Raw genomic sequence first — 26,136 nt, 5'->3', positions numbered from 1 at the left:
ACTAGTAGACATCGCGAAGATAGCGCTTTTCGCGCTTCAGCTGGCTGACATATTCGCTTGCTGCTTCCGCAGAGAGGCCGGCCTCGTCAATGATGATCCGGTGCAGGGCATCGTCTACGTCCTTCGCCATGCGGGTCGCGTCACCGCAGACGTAAAAATAGCCCCCCTCTTCGAGCCACTGATAAAGCGCCTTGCCATTCTGCCGCATGCGCGTCTGCACGTAGATCTTTTCCGCCTGATCGCGCGAAAAGGCGAGATCGAGACGCGTCAGCACGCCCGCACGGCTCATTTCACCCAGCTCACTCTCGTAAATGAAATCCGACTGCCGGTGCTGGTCACCAAAAAACAGCCAGTTCCGGCCGGTGGCGCCCCGCGCCAGCCGTTCCTGCAGGAAGGCCCGGAACGGCGCTATTCCCGTACCCGGACCCACCATGATAACCGGCGCATCGTCGTTCTGCGGCACACGGAACGCCTTATTGGGCGAAACGAAAACCCCGGCAGTCGCCCCTGCCTCCACCCGATCTGCCAGATAGGTGGAGCACACGCCGCCGCGCTCGCGGTCGTGAGCGCGATAACGCACGCTGGCGATCGTCAGATGCACGCTGTTTCCCGCGGCAAGGGGGCTGGAGGAGATGGAGTAAGCCCGATGCTGCAGCGGTTTCAGGAAAGTCACGAATTCGGCAAGATCAAAAAGACGCCTGTCGCCAAGATTGAGCAGGTCGAGAATATCCTTGCTCCAGAGAAAGGCGGCCAGCTGCTCCCTGTCGCCGTTTGCAAGAACATGCGCCAGTTCGTCATGACCCGCGCGCTTGCCGATTTCGGCGACCAGTTCGCGCGAGGGCGTCGAGATTTCGAACATGCGGAGAAATGCGTCTCCCACCGAACGATCCAGCCCGGCCACTTCGCTATCGGCTCCCGCCTCGAAATGGTCGAGCAACGCACCAGCCAGTTTCGGGCAGTTGACGGGAACGACACCAAGGGCATCACCCGCCTCATAGCTGAGGCCGCTTTCCCCGAGATCGAATTCGTAATGCCTGATTTCCTTCGATGAAGCCGGACCGGAAAGACGGTGATTGACGCTTAGCCGCGCCAGATAGGGATTCTTCCGATTCCATTCCTGTGTCACCCGCCGGGGGAGTTGGGCCGGACGAGGCATGACGACAGTCGCCGCCTGGCCGCCATCGAGCGCGAGCGCAATGGGCAGGGTCTCATCGATCCAGGCGGCGGCAGCGTCCTCGAAGTCGATATCGCAATCAATCCGCGTTTTCATACGTTTGCCGCCGAGCTGCTCAAAGCGCGTATCGATGAGTTTGCCGGCCTGGCAAAATCCGTCATACCCCGTATCACCCAGCGCCAGCACGGCGAAATTCATCGCCTCCAGTCGTGGCGCACCATCAGTGGCAAGCGCTTCCCAGAATAGCTGCGCATTATCGGGCATTTCACCCTCGCCATAGGTCGAGGTCACGACAATGACCCGTTTCATCGAACCGAGGCGCTCCATGGACACGTCGTCAAGCGCCATCACCTCCGGCTGCATACCCTGCGTGCGGGCGGCGCCGGCGATATCCATCGCCAGCGCCTCGGCATTGCCGGTCTGTGTGCCGAAGAGGATGTTCAGCACGCTCGCCGCCGTCTCGGGAGCGGCAGCGGCGACAGATGCCTCCAGGCCAATGGCCGCGCGGGAGTGGAGCCCGGCTAAAAAACCCGCAAGCCAGGCGCGCTGGTCGCCGTTAAAGGGCGCGTCTTCGGGAATGTAGGGTATCTTCATCATGCTGCCCTGTTCTGGCTGGATGCGGCGGTTAGGTCAGGAATGGCGCGGGCCGCGAAAAGCTCTTCGAAGCCCGGCAGACGACCGATCTTCTCGATGTTTTTGCGGCTCTGCTGAATGATCCAGCCATAGGTGCCTGGACTATCCACCGACCAGATGTTGCGGCGCGCCAGTGCCTGCTTGTAGTCATCAAGTCGCTTGGCGGCGATCATCACCGCAAGCTGTCCGTCGCTGTGGTCGGAAAGAGCCTCGCGCGCATATTTCATCAGACGCTGCATCAGGGCATAATCTTCCGTAAGGATGAGATTGCGTACCGCTTTTTCGATGCCGGCGTCGGAAGGACCCGATGCCATCGGCAATCGCTGCAAGGCGATAGCCTGCGCCATGCTCAACACAGTGTAATTGTTGATCAGTGCGTACATGTCTTCCGTATCCGTTTCGCCATAGGCCGGCACGGTGCCGTTCAATACGGACTTGCGATCTCGATAGGCCAGCTTGAACTTCCGCAGCTGATGGGCAGCAAGTGCGGAAGCCAGTTCCTCCAGCAATTCCTTGCGCGGCTTGGCCTTGAGAATTTCGTCACTGTCCTGATAAAGCAGCAGCGCGCGTGGCATGCCGTAAACGAAATTGTGCTGTTCGCTCTCCCAGTTTTCCAGCAGCCATGCGGCCTTCGCTGAGCCAGTCTCCACCGCGTGCCAGTTCAGAAGCTGGTGAACGGCGTGACGATGGATCGCCGCCTGCTCGTCCTCGCCCGTGATGGAGCCAAGCAGGATCGAATCGTGGCTGACTTTCTTCGGCAGGTCGCCATAGGGGTCGTATTGATAGACGAAACCGCCACTCATGCCGTTGCCGAAGCCCTTGCCAAAACTGCCGAGGTTAAGCACCGCACCGTTGGTCATGTATTCGCAGGCAAAATCCCCCACGCCCTCCACAACGGCGGTCGCGCCGGAGTTGCGCACCGCAAAACGGTCGCCTGCCTGCCCTTCCACAAAGGTGCGGCCGCCGGTTGCGCCGAACAGTGCGAAATTACCGACCAGCACATTCCCGCCCGCCTCCTGCGAACCGCCGCCGGGAGAACGCACGACGATGGTGCCACCGCAGGCGCTTTTGCCGACGCCGTCATTGCAGGTACCGGTATGGACCATGATCATGCCGTCGTTGCAGAAAGCGCCGAAGGACTGTCCAGCCGAACCTGATGTATCGATGCGCACGGAACCCGCTTCCAGAAATCGACGGCCACGGCTGTCCCGCCTGACGGCCGGCAGCGCATCCGCCTCTTCGTCGGAAAGCTCATGGTTCAGCATACGTTCGATATCGACGGCGAGCTGGCCGCCGACGCTCTTGTTGCAATTGTTAAGGAAACGGTTGCCGCCAAGCTCGATGCTTTCGCGCCCGCCGTCGACCAGTGCCGAGCGCACGAGTTCGATGAAGGCATCGTCCAGCGCGAAGTCCTTTTCCATATAGACCGGGCTGTCGATCTTCACTTCCTCGACCACGGTTAGCATTGCCCGGAGGTCAAGCTGGCCAACGCTTGCGGGATGATCGAGTAGGTGAAGAAGATCTGAGCGGCCCCGCGCTTCCCGCAGCGAACGCAGCCCGAGTGCGGCCAGGATCTCGCGCGTTTCATGGGCGATGTTCATGAGATATTGCGCCAGCGCCCGCGGATCGCCGTTAAACGCCTCCTGATTGGTGGTGAGGCCGGCCGGGCATTTGATGTTGCAGTTCTTCGCCATGACGCATTTCAGCATCATCAGCGCCGTGGTGCCGAATTCGAAACTATCCCCGCCGAGAAGAGCCGATTTCACGACATCGCTCGCCGTCTGGTGCGCGCCGGAGCAGCGCAACAGCACCTTGGCGCGCAGGCCGGTGGCGCAAAGCGCCTGATGCACCTCGGCAACGCCAATTTCTGCGGCGCGCCCAGTATATTTGAGGCTGGTGACGGCCGCCGCCCCCGTGCCGCCGGTATTGCCGGCGACGTTGATGACATCCGCTCCCGCCTTGGCGACACCGACCGCGATCGTGCCGATGCCTTCTGACGAGACCAGCTTGACGATGACCCGCACGCGCGCTGCCTTGGCGTCGTGGATGAGTTGGGCCAGATCCTCGATGGAATAGGTATCATGATGCGGCGGCGGCGAGACAAGCTCGACGCCCGGCGTACCGCCACGCGCGGCGGCGATTTCCACCGTGACCTTTGGAGACGGCAATTGTCCGCCTTCGCCAGGCTTTGCGCCCTGGCCGATCTTGATCTCGATCTCTTCCAGCATCGGATCGGCAAGATAACCGGCCCAGACACCGAAGCGGCCCGATGCGAACTGCTTGATGCGCGAGGCGCGAATGGTGCCGTATCGCGATATATGCTCGCCGCCCTCACCGGAATTTGACATGCCGCCAACCATGTTGGTGCCATGCGCCACAGCCTCATGGGCGGCCGCGACAAGCGCGCCATGGCTCATTGCACCAGAGGCGAGGGTCATGGTGATCTCGCTGGCTTTTTGCACGGCATTGAGCGAAATGCTCGCCGGCGCGGTGCGAACAAGCGAGAGGTAATCGGAAGCCTCGCCCCTCGCCTGAACCAGAAGAGCGCCCCCTTCAAGCCAATGTCCAACTATGTCCTCGCCGAAGCGATCGATCAGCGATTGGCCAAGTGCTGCGAGCCTGGCAAGCTCATGGCCGTCCGGGCCGGTCAATTGCAGCCGGAAGGCGCCTTCCTCTGCGCCTTCGCAGAGCAAGCCCCGTACCATGAAGCTGTTATTGCCCTTGCGGGAAAACCGACCCATTTCACGGCGAAACTCTTCCGCCGAACCGGCGAACGTCACATCCGCCGGCAATTCCAGGACATCGCGCAGGGCGGCGGGGCGACGCGCTCTTTCTTCCGCCATCATACTGGCAAATGCGCGGTAGCCGGGCGTTACCTCGAAGGCATCGATCGCCTCCGGGGTCAACCGGTCAAAACTGGTGTGATAATAGGCCGCGTCGTCGAGACCGAAGGCATCTTCCAAGCGGTTGAGCGGCAGGAGACGTAACGCCTCTTCGTTTTCGGTTCCCTTGTCGAAGCCGATCTTTTCCTCCGTCATATCCACGAAACCGCGGACGGCCGTCGTGCCATAGGAATGGCCGGCCCCTTCGGCACGCTCCTTGAAAAGACCGAGCAGCGGAATGTCGCTTTCTCCCTTTACAGACAGCGCCTTGCGGTGCCAGTCCGCCACGGCCTGGGCGATGACGGCGAAGCTCACGCCGCCGACCGGCGTTTTCACATTCGGGAAATAACGCTTCAGCACGTCATCTTCCGTATCGAGGAAGTTCGGCTCGAAGAACTCGCCCCCGATATAGCTTTCCGCCGTACACAGGCCCACCTTGCCCATGGTCTTCATCAGCGATTTTTCCGCCGCCTTGGCGAAGCGCTTGAAGGCCTTGTCGGCTTCGCTGCCGAATTTCTCCTCGGCGCGGAACTGCACGGCGAGCGGATAGACCGCCGAAGCGCCAAAGCCGAGACCGGCTGCAATGTGATGGGAGGAGGAGAATTGTCCGCTTTCGACGATCAGCGACACACGCAGCCTGAGGCCTTCCTCGATCAGTCGCTGATTGATGGCGGAAACGACCATGATCATCGGCAAAGCGGCACGACGTGCGGAAACATGCCGGTCAGTGATCACGGCAATGCCACCTTCGCCAGCGGCAAAAGCGGCGACCGCGGCGCACAATCCGTCTATCGCCTCTCTCAATGCCGCTTCATTGGCCTCCCCTTGATCGAAGACGGGCGCATAGAGCATTTCGAAACGGCACACCGGCGTCTCGGTTTGCTCGCGGATGCGCAGCATGTCCAGGTGGCTAAGGATTGGCGAGCGCACGACGATCTGGCGTGCCTTCTTAGCGCCGCTGTTCGGCTTGGCACCCAAGGCCACCCGTAGCGTCATGCCATCAGCTTCGCGAATACTGTCTAGCGGCGGATTGGTGACCTGCGCGAAACGCTGCGAAAAATACTTGGCGACCCCACCTTCCTGATCGGAAAGCGCGTTGATGGCATTGCCGTATCCCATCGCCGAAATTTTTTCGGAACCGGAAGCCAGCATCGGGTCCATCAGGAATTTAAAACTTTCCTGATTGTGCGAATAGGCGACGTAACGCTGGTGACGTTCGAGATCACCATTATAACGCAGCGGTGAGCCCTGCTTTTCCGCTGGCACTTCCGGCAGATCCTCCAGCATGACACGGGCTTCGCGCAGCAGGGATGAATAGTCACGGCGCGCGGCGAGAAGCTCCAGCGCCTCGACGGTGGAAAAGGCGCGGCGCGCGGCGTGGTCGTAATAAAGCATGCCGCCCGCCTCGATGCGGCCGCGCCGGATAACGCTCTCCGCCGGAAAGGCGATCTGCCCGGCCTCCGACATGACGCAGAGATATTCGTCCGTCTCGACGGTGCGTAGCGGGCGCAGGCCAAGCCGATCGAGGCGCGCGCCAACGATAGTGCCGTCGCCGAAGATCAGCGCGGCCGGGCCGTCATTTTTCTCCTCATAGAGAGAGAAATATTCCAGCATCGCCCTCACGTCCGGCGACAGGGTGTCGTCGTTTTCCCAGGCTGGCGGCATCATCGAGACCACAGCGGTAACGAGGTCAAGACCGTCCTCCATAACCCGCGCCTGCAAGGTCTGGTCCAGACGGCAGCTATCGGACTGGCCTTTCGGCCTGACGATGCTGGCATTCTTCGCCAGGGCGACTGCCGCTTCCGACAGGCGGTTCTTCTTGTCGGTGTTGAGTTCGCCATTATGCGCCATCAGGCGGAAAGGCTGCGCCATGGATGGGTGCGGATCGGTATTGGTGGAGAACCGTGTGTGGAAATACATCGTATGCACTTCATGGCGCGGATCCGTCAGGTCGCAGAAATAGGGCATCACCTCATGGGAGTTCAGGCGGCCCTTCAGGACCTGCGTGCGGGCGCTGAGCGAGAGCGGATAAAAGCCGGCGAGATCAGGCACGGTATAAGCAAGCGCCTCAATGGCAATCAGTGCCTTGTGGATACGCCAGTCGAATTCCGCCGGAGTTGCGCATTCGGCCGGAGCAGAGAAAACCCATTGGCGGATCGGCAACTGGTAAGGGATGGCGGCAGCACGGATGGCCGCGTCATTTACCGGTACATCACGGACGGTGAGGACCGAAAATCCCTGCTCCAGCAGCGCGCTGCCGATAATGCCAACCGCCTCATCATGGAACGCGGAGTTCTGCGGCAGGAAAAAATTGCCGACGCCGAACTGGCCGGTCTGCAAACCGTGTTCGCCAGTCAGTTTCCGAAAGAAGGAGAGCGACAAGTCCAGCGACACCCCGGCACCATCGCCGACACCTTCCGCCGACATGCCACCGCGATGCGGGACGGCGCAGAGCGCCTCGTGGCCGCGCTTCAACACATCGTGAGTCTGCACGCCGTCCTTGCGGGTGATGAAACCAACGCCACAGCTGCTTTTTTCAAAAGCGGCATCGTAAAGGCCGAATTTTTGCTCCGTCACGCTCAAGGCTGTCTCCTCTCATTGCGCAATTCGCGCGGCATCGCCTTTTTCCCGAATCCGGCGCGTCAGCCGGCGCTCTGCGGGCGGAGCCGCAGGCGACCTGGCTGCTCCTCTTCTTCTGCTTATCGGCGTTTGATGGCGCGAACGGTCGTTTTGCGGCCGTCAAACGGCTGGGCGGCAATCGCCGCATTTTCGCAAATAATGATCGTGTTCGTTCGCATCGCGTTCCCTGATGGTCGATTTTCAAGCGCAAACATACGCCGAATTACGTCAGTATTGCTTACGTAATATTTCATGATTAGGAAAGTCAAGATTAAAATTAATCCGGCGCAATAAAAAAACAAAAACGCCGCGAAATCCGACAGGATTCCGCGGCGTGACCGCTTCAGGAGTTTTTTAAATTGCCCAGATCACTCAGACGGCATTTCGAGCGTGCGGCTAAACCAGAGGGCAATAAGCGTACACAGGGCGCCCGACATGAGGTAGATGCCGACCGCGAAAAGGCCGAATTTGGACGAAAATCCGAGCGCCACGAGCGGCGCGAAGCCGGCACCGATCAGCCAGGAAATGTCCGAGGTCAAAGATGCGCCGGTGTAGCGGTACTCGCGGCTGAAGCGGGAGGCGAGCGCGCCACCCGCCTGACCGAATGACAGGCCCAGCAGCGAGAAGCCGATCAGCACGAAAAGATAACGGCCGATATCACCGGAACTGAGGAGAACGGGGGCCACAAGGCTGAAGAGACCAATCAGGACCGCCGCGATAGCGAGAAGTTTCCGCCGCCCTATGCGATCCGCCAGAATACCAGAAACGACAATCATGCCGCCGGCAATGATGGCGCTGACGAACTGCACGAAGAGGAAGTCCGACACGCGCTGGCTGGTGTTGAGAGAAACCCAGCTCAGCGGGAAGACGGTGACGAGATGGAAGAGCGCAAAGCTCGCCAGCGGCACGAAAGCGCCGGTGACAACCACCGGGAACTGCGACCGCAGCATTCTGAACATGGGACGCGGCTCCAGTTCATGCTGTTCCAGCATGGCCTGGAATTCCGGCGTCACGATCATGCGAAGGCGGGCAAAGAGCGCAAGCACATTCAGCGCCAGCGCCACGAAGAAGGGGAAACGCCAACCCCAGGCCAAAAACTCTGCACTGGAAAGCTGCGTGACGAAAACGATGAAGAAGGCGCTGGCGAGGCCAAAACCCATGGCCGCCCCGATTTGCGGCATCATGGCGTACCAACCGCGCTGCCTCGGCGGAGCGTTCATGGCGAGCAGCGAGACAAGGCCATCCCAGGCGCCGCCGAGGCCAAGGCCCTGGCCGATACGGAAAACCGCCAGCAGGCAGGGGGCCAGCATGCCAGCCTCGGCATAGGATGGAAGGAAGCTGATCGCCATGGTGGAACCGCAGAGCGTGAAGAGCGCGGCCATCAGCTTGACGGCGCGGCCGAACCTGCGGTCGATCTGGAGGAAGATCAGAGAACCGATCGGCCTTGCGATAAAAGCGAGAGAGAAGACAGCGAAGGAATAAAGCGTGGCCGTCAGCGGATCCACATAAGAGAAGAAGACATGCGGAAAAACGAGCGCGGAGGCGATGGCGTAAATGAAAAAATCAAAAAACTCCGTCATTCTCGCAAGAATGACTGCAATCGTAATGCGATCCGGATCGACCTTTACGGGGCCGGCACCGTGTCCGTTCGCCTCTGGCGCCTGCCCAAAAGATGGAGCAGCATTCGTATAACTCATAATATTCCTCCTGCGTCATGGACGAACCATTTCATGTAACGCGCAGGCTCCTCTTCCGTTGCGTTACGATGCGACGGATTGTCACACGCACCCTACGTAACGTCAATTGAAGTTTGAGAAGAAAGGCTTGCCCCACGGGCTTCCTATGCGATAATGCACGCGCTCCGCCTGTAAACGCAGCTTTGACCGCCACATGGTGCATCGCAAAGATTTCGCTGCACCGCGACAATATACCTCATTTGAAAAATGATGTTCGGCAATTATTCGCGGCATAATCCAAACTGTACGAGTTCAAAGAACGTGCGCATGATCAAAAAACTCCTATCCGCCCTTCTGGCAATTCCGGCAATGCTGCTGCTCAGCGGCTGTAACCTTGTTGTCATGAACCCCTCGGGCGACGTCGCCATCCAGCAGCGCGATCTTATCATCACGTCCACGGTCTTGATGCTGCTGATCATCGTTCCCGTCATTGCCCTGACGCTGTTCTTCGCATGGAAGTACCGCGAGTCGGCCAAGGCCGAGGATTACGATCCCGAGTGGCACCATTCCACGCGCCTTGAGATGGTGATCTGGTCGGCACCCGTCGCGATCATTCTGATGCTCGGTACCGTGACTTGGATTTCCACCCACCGACTCGACCCTTATCGGCCGCTGGAGCGCATCGACGAGAACCGTCAGGTCACCGCCGATATCAAGCCGATCACCGTCGAAGTTGTGGCCATGGACTGGAAGTGGCTGTTCTTCTACCCTGAACTCGGCATTGGCAGCGTCAATGAATTCGCCGCTCCGGTCGATGTTCCGATCAATTTCAAGATCACCGGCACGACGGCGATGAACTCCTTCTTCGTTCCAGCACTGGCCGGCCAGATTTATGCCATGGGCGGCATGCAGACCAAGCTGCATGCCGTGATCAACAAGGAAGGCGTCTATGACGGCTTCTCGGCCAACTTCTCCGGCCCCGGCTTCTCGCATATGCGCTTCAAATTCCACGGCCTCAGCCAGCAGGGCTTCGACCAGTGGGTGGCCAAGGCAAAGGAAGGCGGCAAGGGCTTCGGGCGCCAGGAATATCTCGAATTCGCCAAGCCTTCGGAGCGCGAGCCGGTGCAATATTTCGCTTCGGTCGATCCGGAACTCTACAGCGCCATCCTCAACCGTTGCGTGGAGCCCAACAAGCTCTGCATGCGTGACATGATGCATATCGACGCCAATGGCGGCGGCGGCAAGGAAGGCATCGACATCGCCAAGGCGCTTAACTCCGTCGTCTGCACCCCGCTTGCGCCTTATGGCGTCGCCAGCGGTCCACAATCCACTCCGGCTGCTATCGAAGGCCAGACTTTCGAACCTGCGGCGCTGCCGGAAACCAAACAAGTCGCTGGCTGACGATACGTCCCGGCATTCTGCGGCGCGGCCTGTCCGCGCCGAATTTACGTCTTTGAATCGCAAGAGGCTAAAATGGTCGTCAACTCCGATCAAACGTCGTTCCTGTTCGGACGGCTAACCTGGGAGTCAATCCCGCTTCACGAGCCCATTCTTGTCGCCACCTTCGCGGCCGTGGCTCTGGGCGGCATCGCCGTCGTCGGCGCCATCACCTATTTCAGGCTGTGGGGCTACCTCTGGAATGAATGGTTCACGAGCATCGATCACAAGAAGATCGGTATCATGTACATCATTCTGGCGCTTATCATGCTTCTGCGCGGTTTTGCCGACGCCATCATGATGCGCGTGCAGCAGGCCATCGCCTCCGGCGGATCGGAGGGATATCTTCCGCCGCATCACTACGACCAGATATTCACCGCCCACGGCGTCATCATGATCTTCTTCATGGCCATGCCGATGATCACCGGTCTCATGAACTTCGTCGTGCCGCTGCAGATCGGCGCCCGCGACGTTTCATTCCCGTTCCTCAACAATTTCTCCTTCTGGATGACCACGGCTGGCGCCGTCATCACCATGATCTCGCTGTTCATCGGTGAATATGCGCAGACGGGCTGGCTTGCCTATCCGCCGCTTTCCGGCATCGACGGAAGCCCCGGAGTGGGGGTCGACTATTATATATGGGGTCTGCAGATCGCGGGTGTCGGAACGACGCTGTCAGGCATCAACCTGATCGTGACCATCATCAAGATGCGCGCGCCGGGCATGACCATGATGCGTATGCCGATCTTCGTCTGGACGTCGCTGTGTTCGAACATCCTGATCGTGGCATCCTTCCCGATCCTGACCGCAACGCTCGCGCTTCTGACCCTTGACCGCTACGCTGGTACGAATTTCTTCACCAACGACCTTGGCGGCAATCCGATGATGTATGTCAACCTCATCTGGATCTGGGGCCATCCCGAAGTTTATATTCTGGTACTGCCGGCTTTCGGTATCTTCTCCGAAATCGTCGCCACCTTCTCAGGCAAGCGCCTCTTCGGTTACGCGTCGATGGTCTACGCCACTGCCGTCATCACCATCCTGTCCTATATCGTCTGGCTGCACCACTTCTTCACCATGGGTTCGGGCGCAAACGTCAATGCCTTCTTCGGCATCACGACGATGATCATCTCGATTCCGACGGGTGCGAAGATCTTCAACTGGCTCTTCACCATGTATAAGGGCCGCATCAAGTTCGACGTGCCGATGCTGTGGACGATCGGCTTCATGATCACCTTCGTCATCGGCGGCATGACCGGCGTCCTTCTCGCCGTACCGCCAGCGGACTTCGTGCTGCATAACTCGCTGTTCCTGATCGCCCACTTCCACAACACGATCATCGGCGGCGTGGTGTTCGGCGTTCTCGCCGGCATCGTCTACTGGTTCCCGAAGGCCTTCGGCTATCGTCTCGATCCGTTCTGGGGCAAGCTGTCCTTCTGGTTCTGGTTCACCGGCTTCTATTTTGCCTTCATGCCGCTCTATATTCTCGGCCTGATGGGCATTACCCGCCGCCTCAGCCAGTTCGAAGACAACTCTCTTCAGATCTGGTTCCTGATTGCCGCCTTCGGCGCCTTCCTGATCGCGCTCGGCATCGCCTCCTTCGTCATCCAGCTCATCGTCAGCTTCCTGAAGCGCGACAAGCTGCGTGACGTCACCGGCGACCCCTATAATGGCCGCACGCTGGAATGGTCGACGTCTTCTCCGCCGCCGCAGTATAATTTCGCCTTCACACCCGTCATTCACGATGTCGACGCCTGGACGGACATGAAGAAGCGCGGTTACAGCCGCCCGCTGGAAGGCTTCATCCCAATCCACATGCCGAAGAATACCGGCTCGGGCGTCATCATCAGCGCCATCAGCGTGGTGCTGGGCTTTGCCCTGGTGTGGCACATCTGGTGGCTGGCAGTTCTGTCGTTCATCGGCATCGTCGCGGTCTCGATCGCCCATACCTTCAACTACAATCGCGAATACTACATTCCAGCCTCCGACGTCTCCACGGTTGAGGCGGAGCGTACCAAGCTGCTCGCGAAACAGGCGTAACGAAACATGGCTCATACACCTGCACAAAGCGTCGACGGCGCTGAACCACCGGTCTTTTACCTGAAGGAAGACCATCATCCCGAGAACGGCACTTCGATCGGCTTCTGGCTCTACCTGATGAGCGACTGCCTGATTTTTGCCGTGCTCTTCGCTACCTACGCCGTCCTCGGCCGCAGCTATGCGGCCGGACCTTCGGGCGCGGATCTGTTCGATCTCAAGCTCGTCGCCATCAACACCGGCTTCCTGCTTTTCTCCTCCATCACCTATGGCTTTGCCATGCTGGAAATGGAAAAGCAGAAGGTGAAGACGACCTTGGTCTGGCTCGGAATCACCGGTCTCTTCGGCCTCGCCTTCCTTGCCGTCGAACTTTACGAGTTCCATCACCTGATCGAAGAAGGAGCCGGTCCGCACCGTTCGGCTTTCCTGTCGTCGTTCTTCGCGCTCGTCGGCACGCACGGTTTGCACGTCACCTTCGGCATCATCTGGCTCGTCACGCTGATGGTGCAGGTCGCCAAGCACGGCCTGATCGCGGCGAACAAGCGTCGCCTGATGTGCCTGTCGATGTTCTGGCACTTCCTCGACGTCATCTGGATCGGCGTCTTCTCCTTCGTTTACCTCATGGGAGTTCTTTGATGAGTTCCGAAGCACACGCACATCACGACGCGCATGGCGACGACCATCATCACCATGATGGCGCAAGCCACGGCACGTTCAAAAGCTACATGATCGGCTTCATCCTTTCGGTCATTCTGACGGCGATCCCCTTCTGGCTGGTCATGGGCGACGTCCTTGAAAACAAGACGCTGCTCGTCATCGCCATCATGGGCCTCGGCGTCATCCAGATCTTCGTGCACATGATTTATTTCCTGCACATGGACACCAAGTCGGAAGGCGGCTGGACCTTCATGGCGCTGATCTTCACCGTCGTGGTGCTGCTGATCACGCTCTCCGGTTCGCTGTGGGTCATGTACAACATGAACAAGAACATGATGCCGCTGCACATCGAAGATGTGAAAAACCTGCCTTAACCACAAATTGCGGCCTGCCGGAAGCCCGGCAGGCCGCCTTCCGCGCCAACACATAACCCCATGAATCGTAGCGCGATTTATGGGGTTATCTGCTGGAAGAAGCGCATTCGGGGCGATGAGGCCCGGTCAGGTGGACGACACCTCTGCCAGACACGCTTCTCAAGGACCGTGACATGACCAAAACAACGCCCCCCAAGCGCGGCATTCGCCCCGCAGCCATCGTCGTTCTGTTTCTGACCGTCGCCCTGACAGGGCTGCTGCTGGCTCTTGGAACCTGGCAGGTCAAAAGACTTTGCTGGAAGCTCGACCTGATTGAGCGTGTCGAGGCCCGTGCGCACGCGGAGCCCACCGATGCGCCCGCCGCCGGGGAGTGGCCGGCGCTCGGCGAGCCAGCGGAGTACGAATATCGCCGTGTGAGACTTTCGGGCACTTTCCTCAACGACAAAGAGGTCCAGGTCTATACCGTTACCGATCTCGGCCCGGGTTACTGGATCATGACACCGCTGAGACGAGATGATGGCACGAGCATCATCGTCAATCGCGGCTTTGTCCCGTCCGACAGGCGAGATCCGTCATCGCGACAGGAAGGTCAGCCGACAGGCCGCGCGGAGGTCATCGGGCTGATGCGTGCCCCCGAAACAGGCGGGCTTTTCCTCCGCACCAATGACCCCGCAAATGGACGCTGGTACTCCCGCAATATTCCGCAGATATCGCAGGCCTCCGGCCTTACGGGCGTCGCACCGTTTTATGTCGATGCCGATGCGGCACCCAACCCCGGCGGTCTGCCGGTCGGCGGCAAGACAATGCTTACCTTCCCCAACAACCATCTCTCCTACGCCATTACCTGGTACATTCTCGCGGCCATGGTCGTCGCGGCGGGCTGGTATGTGCTGCGCAATCTGAACGCCCCGAGGTCAAAGCAGGGCAAGGATTGAGCGGCCGATTTTACCGAATGGTTCACAAAACCCCTTCCTTCTTCACGTTTTGCTGATCTATAACGACAGTTCGGCCTGACATGCCCGTCGGCGCAGCTTCGTTTCGGTGAGTTATGGCAAGAGCATTTCTTCTCGTTCTGGATTCCTTCGGCGTCGGCGGTGCGCCCGATGCGGAGCACTATGGCGATCTTGGAGCGAATACGCTCGGTCACATCGCGGAATTCTGCGCTGCCGGTGCAGCTGACAGAACGGGACTACGGTCCGGACCGCTGAAGCTGCCGAACATGTGTTCGCTCGGCCTGCTGGAGATCGCAAGGCAGGCAAGTGGTGACATTCCCGCCGGCATGGAGGCGCCGGAACGCATTTTTGGCCTGCATGGCTGCGCCAGCGAAGTTTCGAAGGGCAAGGACACTCCGTCCGGTCACTGGGAGATCGCGGGAACGCCGGTGACGTTCGACTGGGGATATTTTCCGACGGAGGGCGATGCGTTTTCGCCGGAACTGGTGAAAGCGATCTGCGAGGAGGCGGATCTTCCGGGCATTCTCGGCAATTGCCATGCTTCCGGCACCGAGATCATCGCGCGGTTCGGCGAAGAACATATCCGGAGCGGCAAGCCGATCTGTTACACATCTTCGGATTCCGTGTTCCAGATTGCCGCGCACGAAACGCATTTTGGCCTGGGGCGGCTCATCGCGCTCTGCGAGACGGTACGCAAGCTGCTCGATCCGCTGAACATAGGCCGCGTCATCGCGCGTCCCTTCATCGGCGAAACGGTCGCGACCTTCGAACGCACAGGCAACCGCCGTGATTTTTCCGTGCTGCCACCGGAGCCTACTCTGCTCGACCGGCTTGTGGAGGCCGGCCGAAAAGTGCACGCCATCGGCAAGATCGGCGATATCTATGCCCACCAAGGCGTTTCACGCGTCATCAAGGCAAACGGCAACGCCGCCCTGATGGATGCGACGCTGCAGGCTATCGACGAGGCAGAAAACGGCGATCTCGTCTTTACCAATTTCGTCGATTTCGACATGCTTTATGGCCATCGGCGCGACGTTGCCGGTTACGCCGCCGCCCTTGAGGCTTTCGATGCGCGAATCCCCGAAATCCACCGCAAGATGGCGCCTGGCGATATCGCTCTTCTTACCGCCGATCACGGCTGCGACCCCACATGGCGGGGCACGGACCACACACGGGAAAGGGTGCCGATCATGGCATTCGGCCCGGGCATCCGCTCGCGCGATGTCGGCATTCGTTCAAGCTACGCCGATATCGGCGAAAGCATCGCCCACCATCTAGGTATCGAGGCCGGTTCTCACGGCAGGAGCTTCATTTGACATCGCATTTGCTGAAGGCGGAAATTCACTGCCACATCGAAGGTGCGGCCCCGCCCGCCCTAGTCGCGAAACAGGCTGAAAAATACGGAATCGACACCAGCAGCTTTCTGCGGAACGGCCAATATTTATGGTCGGATTTCGCCGAATTCATCCGTTGTTATGATGCGGTGGCACAGGTGTTCAAGACGGATGAGGATTATGCCGTTCTCACCGAGGCCTATCTGACCGAACTCGCGGAAGCCAATACGATCTATAGCGAACTGATCATTTCGCCCGACCATGGCGACCGCATCGGGCTTGGCGCCGACGCTTATCTGGCCGGCATTGCCGAAGGCATCCGGATTGCAAGGGACAAGACGGGTATCGAAACCCGCATCATCGTCACAGGCGAGCGGCACTTCGGTCCGGAGCGGGTGATCGCCGCGGCCGAATATGCGGCGCGCACCCAACATCCGCTGGTGACGGGGTTCAACATGGCGGGCGAGGAGCGTATGGGCCGCGTCGCCGATTATGCGCGCGCCTTCGATATCGCACGCGATGCCGGCCTTGGATTGACCATTCATGCCGGCGAGGTTTGCGGGCCGGAAAGCGTGGCCGATGCACTCGATCTCGTCAAACCATCCCGCATCGGGCATGGCGTGCGGGCAATCGAGAATGCCGGTCTCGTTGCACGGCTCGCCGAAACCGGAACAGTCCTTGAAGTCTGCCCCGGCTCCAATATTGCGCTCAAGGTCTATCCCGACTTCGCCAGCCATCCGCTGAGAGCCCTCAGCGACGCGGGAGTGCGGGTCTGCATCAACTCCGACGACCCGCCATTCTTCTTTACCTCACTTGCACGGGAATATGCGCTGGCCGCCGACGAGTTCGGCTTCAGCGATGGCGAGATACACAGCATGACCCGCACCGCACTGGAATGTGCCTTCGTTGACGAGGCAACGCGCGGAAGGCTGCTTAAAAAACTCGACGGCGCCTGATGCAGCTGTTGGCAGGGTAAAACCACGAAGAAGGCTTGCGAAAAGCCGACTTTCGGTCAATTACAGGGGCACAAGAAAAAAGGAAGGCCAGTTTCATGGACGGCGTCACAGTCATCGAACATCCGCTGGTGCGGCACAAACTCACCATCATGCGCAAGAAGGAAACCTCCACAGCCGGCTTCCGCCGCCTGCTCAGGGAGATTTCGACGCTGCTCTGCTATGAAGTGACGCGCGATCTTGAAATGACGATGGAAACCATCGATACGCCGCTCGAGACCATTCAGGCACCGGTGCTGGAAGGCAAGAAGCTGGTTTTCGCCTCCATCCTGCGCGCAGGCAACGGCCTTCTGGAAGGCATGCTCGAACTGGTGCCTTCGGCGCGCGTTGCCCATGTCGGCGTCTATCGCGACCACGATACGCTCGAGGCCGTCGAATATTATTTCAAAGCTCCGGAAAGCCTCGATGCCCGTCTGGTCATCGTTGTCGACCCCATGCTGGCGACCGGCAACTCCTCCATCGCCGCCGTGGAAAAGCTGAAGGAGCGTGGTGCGAAGAACATCCGCTTCCTGTGTCTTTTGGCAGCCCCCGAAGGCATCAAGAATTTCCGTGAGGCACATCCCGATGTGCCGATCTACACCGCCGCGATCGACAGGCATTTGAACGAGAAGGGTTACATTGTTCCCGGCCTCGGTGATGCCGGCGACCGCATGTACGGCACCAAGTAACCATTCATCATCGCTTAACCTTTTACGCCATTCGCCGCCCGATCAGCGGCGGATGGCTTTTTCTTTTAAGATTTCGGCATGTTTTGCGTCCATTCTTGCCAGGGGTAACCGGCCCTCGGAGGAGTGAAGACTTGCTGGCGCGCGCGATTTTTCTGCTTGTTGGCCTTTCCATCGGCGCCACGCAAATACCCGTTCTGATGGACAAATTTCAGCCGCGCCCGGAAAGCAGCGTAGCAAAAACCGAAATTGTGGCCGAAGCAGCCAAACCCCAGCCTGTTTCGTTGGGCGGAGTCAATCTGAAAGCTGACGCCCGCGGCCATTTCAACGCCACCTTCCGCATCAACGGCAAATCATTCGACGGGCTTATCGACACCGGTGCTTCAACGGTTGCCATCAATGAGACGATTGCACGTCGGCTCGGATACGGCGTCAACAGTCTGGATTTCAAATACGCGATCTCAACCGCCAACGGTCAGACCATGGCCGCCTATGTGAAGCTCGACCGGGTGGAGATAGGCACGATCCGCGTGCAGAATGTCGATGCCATGGTGCTGAAGGACAATGCACTGAGCAACATGCTGGTCGGCATGAGCTTCCTGAAACAATTATCGTCGTTCAAGGTTTCTGGCGGCGAAATGCGGCTGGTCAGGTGATCCGCTCGAGAACGGGTGCAGCGACTTCCGGCGCGTCGTCGCTGATTCCATAGCAGGCCGTTATCGCTTTAATGGCGTAGGCTGCGTCTTCTCCGGACGCTGCATGGACAATGGCAATCGGTTCTCCCTTTTCCACCTTCATCCCAAGCGGCAGGATATTCGAAATACCAACGGCGGGATTGATCCTGTCCGAGGGTTTTCGTCTGCCGCCGCCAAGTCCGACGACGGCGATGCCGAGTTCGCGCGTCGCGCAGGATGTCAGCCAGCCGCTGCTCACGGCCTGGACCGGAAGAGTGACTGGCGCGGACGGCAGATAAAGGGAAGGATTTTCGACGAAATCCGTTGGCCCGCCCAATGCCGAAGTCATTCGCGCGAAAATTTCCATTGCCCGGCCGGAGGAGAGGGCGGCCGACGCCAGTGCTGCGCCTTCTTCCAGTGTGGCCGTTTTTTGAGCCTGCACGAGCATTTCCGCCGCGAAAGACAGAACCACGTTTTCCAGACGGCTACCAGCCTTGCGACCAGCCAGAAAATCGAGACAATTGACGATTTCAACGGCATTGCCGGCGGCATCGCCAAGCGGCTGGTTCATATCTGTTATCAGCGCCGTTGTCGGTAAACCTGCGCCAACAGCCACATCGACCAGCGCGCGGGCGAGCGTTCGTGCATCGTCAATGCTTTGCATAAAGGCGCCGTTGCCGACCTTGACATCAAGCACAAGCGTCTGCAGCCCGGCCGCCAGCTTCTTCGACAGGATGGAAGCCGTAATCAGCGGTATGGAATCGACCGTCGCGGTCACATCGCGAATGGCATAGAGGCGTCTGTCAGCGGGGGCGAGGTCACCCGTCTGACCGATGATGGCACAGCCGACCGTCTTCACCGCCCGGCGAAACAGAACCTCGTCCGGCATGACATTGTAACCGGGAATCGCTTCCAGCTTGTCCAGCGTGCCGCCGGTATGCCCAAGGCCCCTGCCGGAAATCATCGGCACAGCGAGACCACAGGCGGCTACGATCGGGGCGAGCATCAGAGAGACATTGTCTCCAACGCCACCGGTCGAGTGCTTGTCGGCAACCGGCCTGCCTATATCGCTCCAGGACAGGACATCACCGCTGTCACGCATGGCAAGTGTCAATGCCACCATCTCATCCCGATTCATGCCACGGAAAAACACCGCCATGGCAAAAGCCGCCGCCTGCCCTTCCGAGATGCCGTCTTTCGACAGCGCTTCGATGAATGCGGCGATCTCCTGCGGCGAGAGCGCCAGGCCATCGCGTTTGCGGCGGATGGTTTCCTGCGGGATCAAGCTCAATACCCGCTGGCGGTCCTGGCGGGCTCTCCGCCGGCCAGAACGTTCAGCACGTCGTCAAGGAGACCTGAAGCGCCGAAACGGAACGTCGAAGGCATGGCCCAGTTCGGCGCCATGATGGTTTCCGCCAGCCGCAGGTAAAGTGTCGCGTCCTCCACGGTACCGATCCCGCCGGCCGGCTTGAAGCCCACCTTCTGTTTGCTGTCGCGGATCGCCTGCAACATGATGTCAGCCGCCTCCAGCGTGGCGTTGACGGCAACCTTTCCTGTCGAGGTCTTGATGAAATCGGCGCCTTCGGCGATTGAAATTTCGGAAGCCCGACGGATCAGGGCCCTGTCCTTCAGCTCGCCGGTTTCGAGAATGACCTTGAGCAGCACGGGTGTAGCGCAGGCCTTGCGAACGGCGGCCACCATGTCGGAAACCGCGGTTTCATCGCCCGCGATGAATTTGCGATAGGGAATGACAAGATCGATTTCATCCGCACCGTCGCGGATCGCCACCTCGGTTTCCGCGACCACGGTTGCGACATCAAGATCACCCGACGGAAAATTGACGACCGTTGCAATGCGGATCGTGTGGTCCTTTCCGAAGGCGGCGCGCGCCTGCGCCACGAAACGCGGCCAGATGCAGATGGCGGCCGTATTTCCAAACTCCGTATGCGCCCGCTGGCAAAGCGCGGCGATCTGCTGTGGCGTGCAGTCTTCCTTGAGGTTGGTGAGGTCCAGCAAGGACAAAGTGAGGGCAGCCGCTTCGCGCGGACGCTGGAGTTCCATGGTCACGCTCCTCCTGCGATCATTTCCTTCAGAATGGCGGCAAGCCTTTTGCCACCCACGGGAGCCATGTCCTTGGTTTCTTCATGGCTCAGTTCCGCGCCGGTCATGCCGGCACCGTAATTGGTAATAACCGATGCGGCAGCGACGCGCATCCCGAAAAAGCGCGCAAGGATGACTTCCGGGACCGTGGACATGCCGACCGCATCGGCCCCCAGAACCCGCGCCATGCGGATTTCCGCCGGCGTTTCGAAGCTCGGGCCAGAGAACCACATATAGACACCGCCAAACAATGGCACCGTCGCACGGATGGCGGCATTGCGCATGGCAAGCATCAGATCAGGATCATAAGCCGTCGTCATGCCGACGAAGCGGCGGTCGCTTTCCTCACCGATCAGCGGGTTCATGCCGGAATAATTGATGTGATCGGTGATCTGCATGACGGAGCCGGGTGGCATATCCTGCCTGACCGAGCCCGCCGAATTGGTGAGGATGAGCGACTGCACGCCCAGGCCGGCGAGCGCTTCGATGACCGGGCGCATCGCTGCGGGATCACCCTTTTCGTAGAAATGGACCCGACCCGACAGCATCATGACGGGCTCACCGCCGAGATAACCGGCCACCAGTTCGCCCGCATGGCCGGAAACGCCGCCAGCTGGAAAGCCGGGCAGCTCGGCATAGGGAATGCGGATCGGCTCGCTCACCTCTTCCACCAGCGATCCCAGACCGGAGCCAAGCACGATGGCGACGCGCGGCATGAGGCCGTTCAGGCGGTCCACCAGAATGTCGATCAAGCCGTCGGTCATCAGGGCAGCTCGGTCTTGAAGACGGAGGGTAGCAGCTCTTCCATGGTCATGACCTTCTGGACGCCGGTTTCGTCACAAAGATAGATCTTTGTCTCCGGCGTGGCGAACTCGGCGATCTTCTGGCGGCAGCCGCCACAAGGAGAGCAGAGCGGCAGCTTCTCGGCAATAACGGCGACTTCATTGATCTTTTTCGCCCCGCCCATGATCATGGCGCTGATGGCTGATGGTTCTGCGCACCAGCCCTGCGGGAAGGAGATGTTCTCGATATTGGCGCCCTTGTAGATCTTGCCGTCTTCGGCGCGGATTGCCGCACCGACCGGAAATTTTGAATAGGGGGCATGGGCGAAGGCCATGGCCTCTACTGCCGCCTCAAACAGGGCATGGGCCTGCGGATCGTATTTCGGGTCGGAGGACATAGGGTTAACGCTCCTTCGCATAAGCAACGCCACCGGCCTTCGGGGGCTTGGCAACGCCGATGAAACCCGCAAGCAGGATGCAGGTCAGAATATAGGGCATGGCCTGGAATATCTGCACCGGCACTTCGCCGATGCCAGGCACGGATTTACCCTGCATGAAGTTCGCGACAGCATCCAGAAAACCGAACAGAAGGCAGGCGAACATGACCGGCACCGGCTTCCATTTCGCAAATATCAACGCTGCGAGCGCGATGTAGCCCTTGCCCGCCGACATGTTGGCGATGAAGGCAGCGGATTGAGCCACAGCAAGATAGGCGCCCGAAAAACCGCAGAGAAAACCGGCGACAATGACAGCGCGGAAGCGCATCCACGTCACCGAAATACCAGCCGTATCGACAGCGCCCGGATTTTCACCGACCGCGCGCAGGCGCAGGCCGAAACGCGTTCGGTAAAGCACCCACCAGGACAGCGGCACCGCCAGGAAGGCAAGATAGGTGAGGATGTTGTTGCCGGAAATGACGTTTGCATAGAGCGGGCCGATGAAGGGAACCTCGCGCATGGCATCAGCGCCGGGCAGGATGATCGGGGCAAAACGCCCCTCGCCCGGAAGCTGCGGTGTGCGTCCGCCCTGGCCGAACCAGGCCTGCCCCAGTACCACGGTCAGGCCGGCGGCAATGAAGTTCAACGCCACGCCCGACACGATCTGGTTGCCGCGATTGGTGATGACAGCAAAGCCGTGGATCAGCGAGAACAGGATCGAGACGGCAATACCGGCCAAGAGGCCGGCCCAGGGGTTCGCCGTGATATAGGCAACGCAGGCGGAAGCGAAGGCCGCTGCCAGCATCTTGCCCTCAAGGCCGATATCGAACACGCCGGCCCGCTCGGAAAAGAGCCCGGCCAGTGCGGTAAAGAGAAGCGGAATGGTGAGACGAACGGTCGAGCCCAGAATGCTGACCAGCATATCGAAGAAATCCATGTCAGCTCACCCCTTTGCCAGACGCTGGTAAATGCGGACGATTGCAGGCCGGTACATATATTCCAGCGCGCCGGCGAAAAGGATCACAAGACCCTGAATGACCACGATCATCTCGCGGGTAATGTTGGGCATCTCGAAGGAAAGGTCTGCGCCGCCCTGATAGAGAATGCCGAACAGCAATGCCGCGAAGATGATGCCGAGCGGATGGCTTCGGCCCATCAGCGACACGGCGATGCCGACGAAGCCCGCACCGGCGACGAATTCCACCTGCAGACGGGCCGACGCGCCCATAACTGGGTTCAGCGCCATCATGCCCGCCAGACCGCCAGAGATGAGCATGGCGATGATGACGGTGCGTGCATAGGGAATACCGGCATAAATGGCGGCGGAGGGGCTGATGCCGAGCGTGCGCATTTCATAACCGAGCTTGGTGCGCCAGATGAGCACCCACACCAGAAAACACATCACCAACGCTATCAGGAAGGAGACGTTAAACGGCGCCGGACCAAGCTTCAAGCCGAAGAGAGCCATCAGCCAGTCGAGTTTCGGCAATTGGCCGCCCGGCAGAAAAGTGCGGGTTTCCGGCGCCATCTTGCCGGGCACGATCAGCACGTTCACCAACAGATAGACCATCAAGGCCGCAGCAATGAAGTTGAACATGATGGTGGTGATGACCACGTGACTGCCGCGTTTTGCCTGCAGCCAGGCCGGAATGAAGGCCCAGGCGGCGCCAAAAACAGCAGCGCCGATGACAGCGAAGGGCATCGTCACGTACCACGGCACATAACGATCGAGCGCCAGCGCCACCAGCGCCGCGCCAAGGCCACCGACATAGGCCTGACCTTCGGAGCCGATGTTGAAGAGCCCGGCATGGAACGCGACGGCGACGGAGAGGCCGGTGAAGATGAAACTCGTCGTATAAAACAGCGTGAAGCCGATGGCATCACCACGGCCGAGCGCCCCTTCGATCAGCAGGCGCAGCGCCGCCAGCGGGTTTTCACCGATGGACCAGACAACGAGGCCGGAAATCAGAAAGGCGGTAACGACATTGAGAAACGGCAGGAGGCCGTAAGTAATCCAGTTTGGCAGCGGTACGGAAGCGGTGCTCATTGATGCCTCATGCGGCGATGCCGGCCATCATCAGGCCCAGCGTCTGTTCTTCGGCTTCCGCCGTTTTTTCTCCGACGACCCGGCCCGCGAACATGACCATGATCCTGTCCGACAGTGACCGGATTTCATCGAGTTCGACGGAAACCAGCAAAATCGCCTTGCCAGCATCGCGCATTTCGATGATGCGGCGATGAATGAATTCGATCGCGCCGATATCCACGCCGCGTGTCGGCTGGCCGATTATCAACATCTTGGGGTCACGCTCGATTTCACGGGCGACAACGATCTTCTGCTGGTTGCCGCCGGAAAAGTTGGCGGTCTTCAGCTGCGGGTTTGGCGGGCGGATATCGTATTTCTCGATCTTCTCGACCGCATCCCTGCGAATGGCCTCGGGGTTGAGGAACGGCCCTTTGCCGTAACGTTCGTCGTGATGATAACCGAGGATGGAGTTTTCATATTCCTCGAATTTAAGCACCAGCCCCATGTGATGGCGGTCTTCCGGGATGTGGGCGAGGCCAAGCCTGCGTAAAATTGCGGGATCGGGGCGATCCACCTTCTTTCCGTCCACCCAGATTTCGCCGGAATAGGGCTTTCGGATGCCAGCGATGGCTTCCAGCAGCTCCGACTGGCCGTTGCCTGCGACACCGGCTATACCGACGATTTCACCGGCGCGGACATCAAGCGAAACGTCATCCACCATGGTGACGCCGCGGCTATCCTTGACGGTGAGATTGCGGATGGAGAGCAGAACATCGCCGGGTGTGGTCTCACCCTTTTCGACACGGAGCAGCACCCGGCGGCCGACCATGAGTTCTGCCAATTCCTCGACGCTGGTCTCGGACGTCTTGCGGGTCGCCACCATCTCGCCACGACGCATGACGGAGACGGAGTCCGTGATCGCCATGATCTCGCGCAGCTTATGGGTGATGAGAATGACCGTCTTGCCCTGATCACGCAACACGCCGAGGATCTTGAACAGGTGATCGGCCTCTGCCGGCGTCAGAACGCCGGTCGGCTCGTCAAGGATCAAGATTTCCGCGCCACGATACATGGCTTTCAGAATTTCGACGCGCTGCTGGAGGCCGACTGGCAATTCCTCGATCACCGCATCGGGATCGACTTCCAGTCCATAATCGTCTTCCAGGCGCTTCAGCTCCCTGCGTGCACCAGCCCGGCCATTGGCCAGCAGCGCACCGCCTTCTGCGCCCAGCATGACATTTTCCAGCACGGTAAAATTTTCGACCAGCATGAAGTGCTGATGCACCATGCCGATACCGGCATTGATGGCGGCCTGACTGTCGCGGATCGAAACCGGCGTGCCGTTCACCCGGATTTCACCGGCATCCGCCTGGTAAAAACCGTAGAGGATCGACATCAAGGTCGATTTTCCGGCACCGTTTTCCCCGATGATGCCGTGGATCGTACCCTTGGCAATTGTCAGATTGATATTCTTGTTGGCGTGTACGGCACCGAATTTCTTGTCGATGCCCACGAGCTCGATTGCAGGGTCCATATTCAAACCGAAACCTCTCCGAAGGCTGGATATGAAAAGGGCGCAAGATGAAAAACATCATGCGCCCCAGCCACATATCATATCATTTCGGGCAGGAATTGTCCGCCATGTAATCATGGACCTTGACGGCGCCGGAGATGATGTCGGCTTTGGCCTTGTCCACGGCAGCAGTCATTTCAGGCGTGATGAGCGCCTTGTTGTTATCGTCGAGCGCGTAGGCAACGCCGTCTTCCTTGACGCCGAGAGCAACGATGCCAGGCGTGAACTTGTCATCCTTGGCGTCCTTATAGGCGTTGTAAACGGCCAGATCGACGCGCTTGACCATCGAGGTCAGAACCGAACCGGGATGCAGGTGGTTCTGGTTGGAATCGACGCCGATCGAGAATTTCTTGTTGTCGGCGGCAGTCTGGAGCACGCCGATACCGGTCGCACCGGCTGCCGCATAAATCACGTCCGCGCCCTGATCGATCTGGTTTTTGGTAAGCTCGCCGCCGCGCACAGGGTCGTTCCAGGCAGCGCCGGTGGTGCCGGTCATGTTCTGGAAGACTTCGATCTTGTCGTTGGCAGCCTTGGCGCCTTGAGCGTAACCACAAGCGAACTTGCGGATCAGCGGAATGTCCATGCCGCCGATAAACCCGACCTTGCCGGTCTTGGAAGCCATGCCGGCCAGCAGACCGACGAGGTAAGAACCTTCGTGCTCCTTGTAGACGACCGAGCGGACGTTCGGCAGTTCAACGACGGAATCGACGATGACGAACTTGGTGTCGGGGAATTCGGCGGCAACCTTTTCCATTGCCGAGGTCCAGGCGAAGGATACGGCGACGACAGGGTTGAAACCCTTGCTGGCGAAGTTGCGGATGGCCTGTTCGCCCTGCGTGTCGCTGGTCGGTTCGAAGTCGCGGAATTCGATGCCGGTTTCCGCCTTGAACTTTTCAGCGCCGGCCGCAGCGGCCTCGTTGAACGACTTGTCGAACTTGCCGCCCGTGCCATAGACCAGCGCAGGCTTGATATCCGCGGCGAGCGCGGAGGCCGACATTGCGGCAAGCGCAAAAAGCGTCAGAAGGGATTTTTTCATTGTGCAGCCCTGTTGTTGCAATTGATATTCTAAGGGTCCTCCCGCAATCCCGTT

General features: G+C 59.5%; 20 protein-coding genes. 9 read left to right on the top strand and 11 right to left on the bottom strand.

All coding sequences use genetic code 11. The features are described from left to right. Nucleotide 1: 1 nt before the first annotated feature. From EGT36_RS06650 to EGT36_RS06640, 3 genes are all read right to left on the bottom strand, one after another. Entirely contained in the window at nt 2-1,771 is a 1,770-nt protein-coding gene (locus EGT36_RS06650) for a diflavin oxidoreductase (RefSeq protein ID WP_037089527.1), read from the bottom strand. Next, a complete protein-coding gene (locus EGT36_RS06645) occupies nt 1,768-7,272 on the bottom strand; it encodes a glutamate synthase-related protein (protein ID WP_125270147.1) in 5,505 nt (1,834 codons plus the stop codon). The genes EGT36_RS06650 and EGT36_RS06645 overlap by 4 nt, the downstream gene beginning before the upstream one ends. A gap of 404 nt (nt 7,273-7,676) precedes the next feature. After that, on the bottom strand, nt 7,677-9,005 hold the full coding sequence (locus EGT36_RS06640; protein WP_004439203.1) for an MFS transporter: 1,329 nt from the start codon (nt 9,003-9,005) through the stop codon (nt 7,677-7,679). 306 nt (nt 9,006-9,311) lie between these two features. Here EGT36_RS06640 and cyoA point away from each other — a divergent pair, with 306 nt between their 5' ends. From cyoA to EGT36_RS06595, 9 genes are all read left to right on the top strand, one after another. Beyond that, nucleotides 9,312-10,385, top strand: coding sequence for a ubiquinol oxidase subunit II (gene cyoA / locus EGT36_RS06635; RefSeq protein WP_037089638.1), 1,074 nt, complete (start codon nt 9,312-9,314; stop codon nt 10,383-10,385). 72 nt (nt 10,386-10,457) lie between these two features. Continuing rightward, on the top strand, nt 10,458-12,461 hold the full coding sequence (cyoB, locus tag EGT36_RS06630) for a cytochrome o ubiquinol oxidase subunit I (RefSeq protein ID WP_004439200.1): 2,004 nt from the start codon (nt 10,458-10,460) through the stop codon (nt 12,459-12,461). 6 nt (nt 12,462-12,467) lie between these two features. After that, a complete protein-coding gene (gene cyoC, locus EGT36_RS06625) occupies nt 12,468-13,094 on the top strand; it encodes a cytochrome o ubiquinol oxidase subunit III (protein WP_006699805.1) in 627 nt (208 codons plus the stop codon). Then, nucleotides 13,094-13,489, top strand: a complete 396-nt coding sequence (gene cyoD / locus EGT36_RS06620; RefSeq protein ID WP_004439196.1) for a cytochrome o ubiquinol oxidase subunit IV — start codon at nt 13,094-13,096, stop codon at nt 13,487-13,489. The genes cyoC and cyoD overlap by 1 nt, the downstream gene beginning before the upstream one ends. Before the next feature lie 173 nt (nt 13,490-13,662). Beyond that, on the top strand, nt 13,663-14,424 hold the full coding sequence (locus EGT36_RS06615; RefSeq protein ID WP_037089534.1) for an SURF1 family protein: 762 nt from the start codon (nt 13,663-13,665) through the stop codon (nt 14,422-14,424). 113 nt (nt 14,425-14,537) lie between these two features. Further along, the gene (locus EGT36_RS06610) at nt 14,538-15,758 is read left to right on the top strand and encodes a phosphopentomutase (RefSeq protein ID WP_004439192.1); all 1,221 of its coding nucleotides are present in this window, start codon (nt 14,538-14,540) and stop codon (nt 15,756-15,758) included. Continuing rightward, nucleotides 15,755-16,732, top strand: a complete 978-nt coding sequence (locus tag EGT36_RS06605) for an adenosine deaminase (RefSeq protein ID WP_125270146.1) — start codon at nt 15,755-15,757, stop codon at nt 16,730-16,732. Before EGT36_RS06610 ends, EGT36_RS06605 begins: the two co-directional genes overlap by 4 nt. Nucleotides 16,733-16,827: 95 nt before the next feature. After that, nucleotides 16,828-17,457, top strand: a complete 630-nt coding sequence (gene upp, locus EGT36_RS06600) for a uracil phosphoribosyltransferase (protein ID WP_004439188.1) — start codon at nt 16,828-16,830, stop codon at nt 17,455-17,457. A gap of 131 nt (nt 17,458-17,588) precedes the next feature. Further along, entirely contained in the window at nt 17,589-18,110 is a 522-nt protein-coding gene (locus tag EGT36_RS06595; protein ID WP_004439183.1) for a TIGR02281 family clan AA aspartic protease, read from the top strand. Here EGT36_RS06595 and deoA read toward each other — a convergent pair. From deoA to EGT36_RS06555, 8 genes are all read right to left on the bottom strand, one after another. Then, on the bottom strand, nt 18,103-19,419 hold the full coding sequence (gene deoA / locus EGT36_RS06590) for a thymidine phosphorylase (RefSeq protein WP_081950436.1): 1,317 nt from the start codon (nt 19,417-19,419) through the stop codon (nt 18,103-18,105). The genes EGT36_RS06595 and deoA overlap by 8 nt on opposite strands. Further along, the gene (deoC, locus tag EGT36_RS06585) at nt 19,416-20,189 is read right to left on the bottom strand and encodes a deoxyribose-phosphate aldolase (RefSeq protein ID WP_022555369.1); all 774 of its coding nucleotides are present in this window, start codon (nt 20,187-20,189) and stop codon (nt 19,416-19,418) included. The genes deoA and deoC overlap by 4 nt, the downstream gene beginning before the upstream one ends. Nucleotides 20,190-20,191: 2 nt before the next feature. Further along, the gene (locus tag EGT36_RS06580; RefSeq protein WP_037089541.1) at nt 20,192-20,992 is read right to left on the bottom strand and encodes a purine-nucleoside phosphorylase; all 801 of its coding nucleotides are present in this window, start codon (nt 20,990-20,992) and stop codon (nt 20,192-20,194) included. Next, complete coding sequence (locus tag EGT36_RS06575; RefSeq protein ID WP_037089543.1) at nt 20,992-21,408, bottom strand: cytidine deaminase; 417 nt, start codon at nt 21,406-21,408, stop codon at nt 20,992-20,994. The genes EGT36_RS06580 and EGT36_RS06575 overlap by 1 nt, the downstream gene beginning before the upstream one ends. 4 nt (nt 21,409-21,412) lie before the next feature. After that, entirely contained in the window at nt 21,413-22,384 is a 972-nt protein-coding gene (locus EGT36_RS06570; protein ID WP_004439173.1) for an ABC transporter permease, read from the bottom strand. Between the two features lie 6 nt (nt 22,385-22,390). Further along, nucleotides 22,391-23,494, bottom strand: a complete 1,104-nt coding sequence (locus tag EGT36_RS06565) for an ABC transporter permease (RefSeq protein ID WP_004439171.1) — start codon at nt 23,492-23,494, stop codon at nt 22,391-22,393. Between the two features lie 7 nt (nt 23,495-23,501). Further along, nucleotides 23,502-25,007, bottom strand: a complete 1,506-nt coding sequence (locus EGT36_RS06560; RefSeq protein ID WP_037089545.1) for an ABC transporter ATP-binding protein — start codon at nt 25,005-25,007, stop codon at nt 23,502-23,504. A gap of 82 nt (nt 25,008-25,089) precedes the next feature. Further along, the gene (locus tag EGT36_RS06555; RefSeq protein WP_004439166.1) at nt 25,090-26,082 is read right to left on the bottom strand and encodes a BMP family lipoprotein; all 993 of its coding nucleotides are present in this window, start codon (nt 26,080-26,082) and stop codon (nt 25,090-25,092) included. Between the last annotated feature and the right edge of the window lie 54 nt (nt 26,083-26,136).

The sequence above is a fragment of the Agrobacterium sp. FDAARGOS_525 genome (assembly GCF_003938925.1).
Taxonomy (GTDB): domain Bacteria; phylum Pseudomonadota; class Alphaproteobacteria; order Rhizobiales; family Rhizobiaceae; genus Agrobacterium; species Agrobacterium pusense.
Note: the sequence above shows the minus strand (reverse complement) of the source record. Positions and strands in the feature narration are given on the sequence as shown.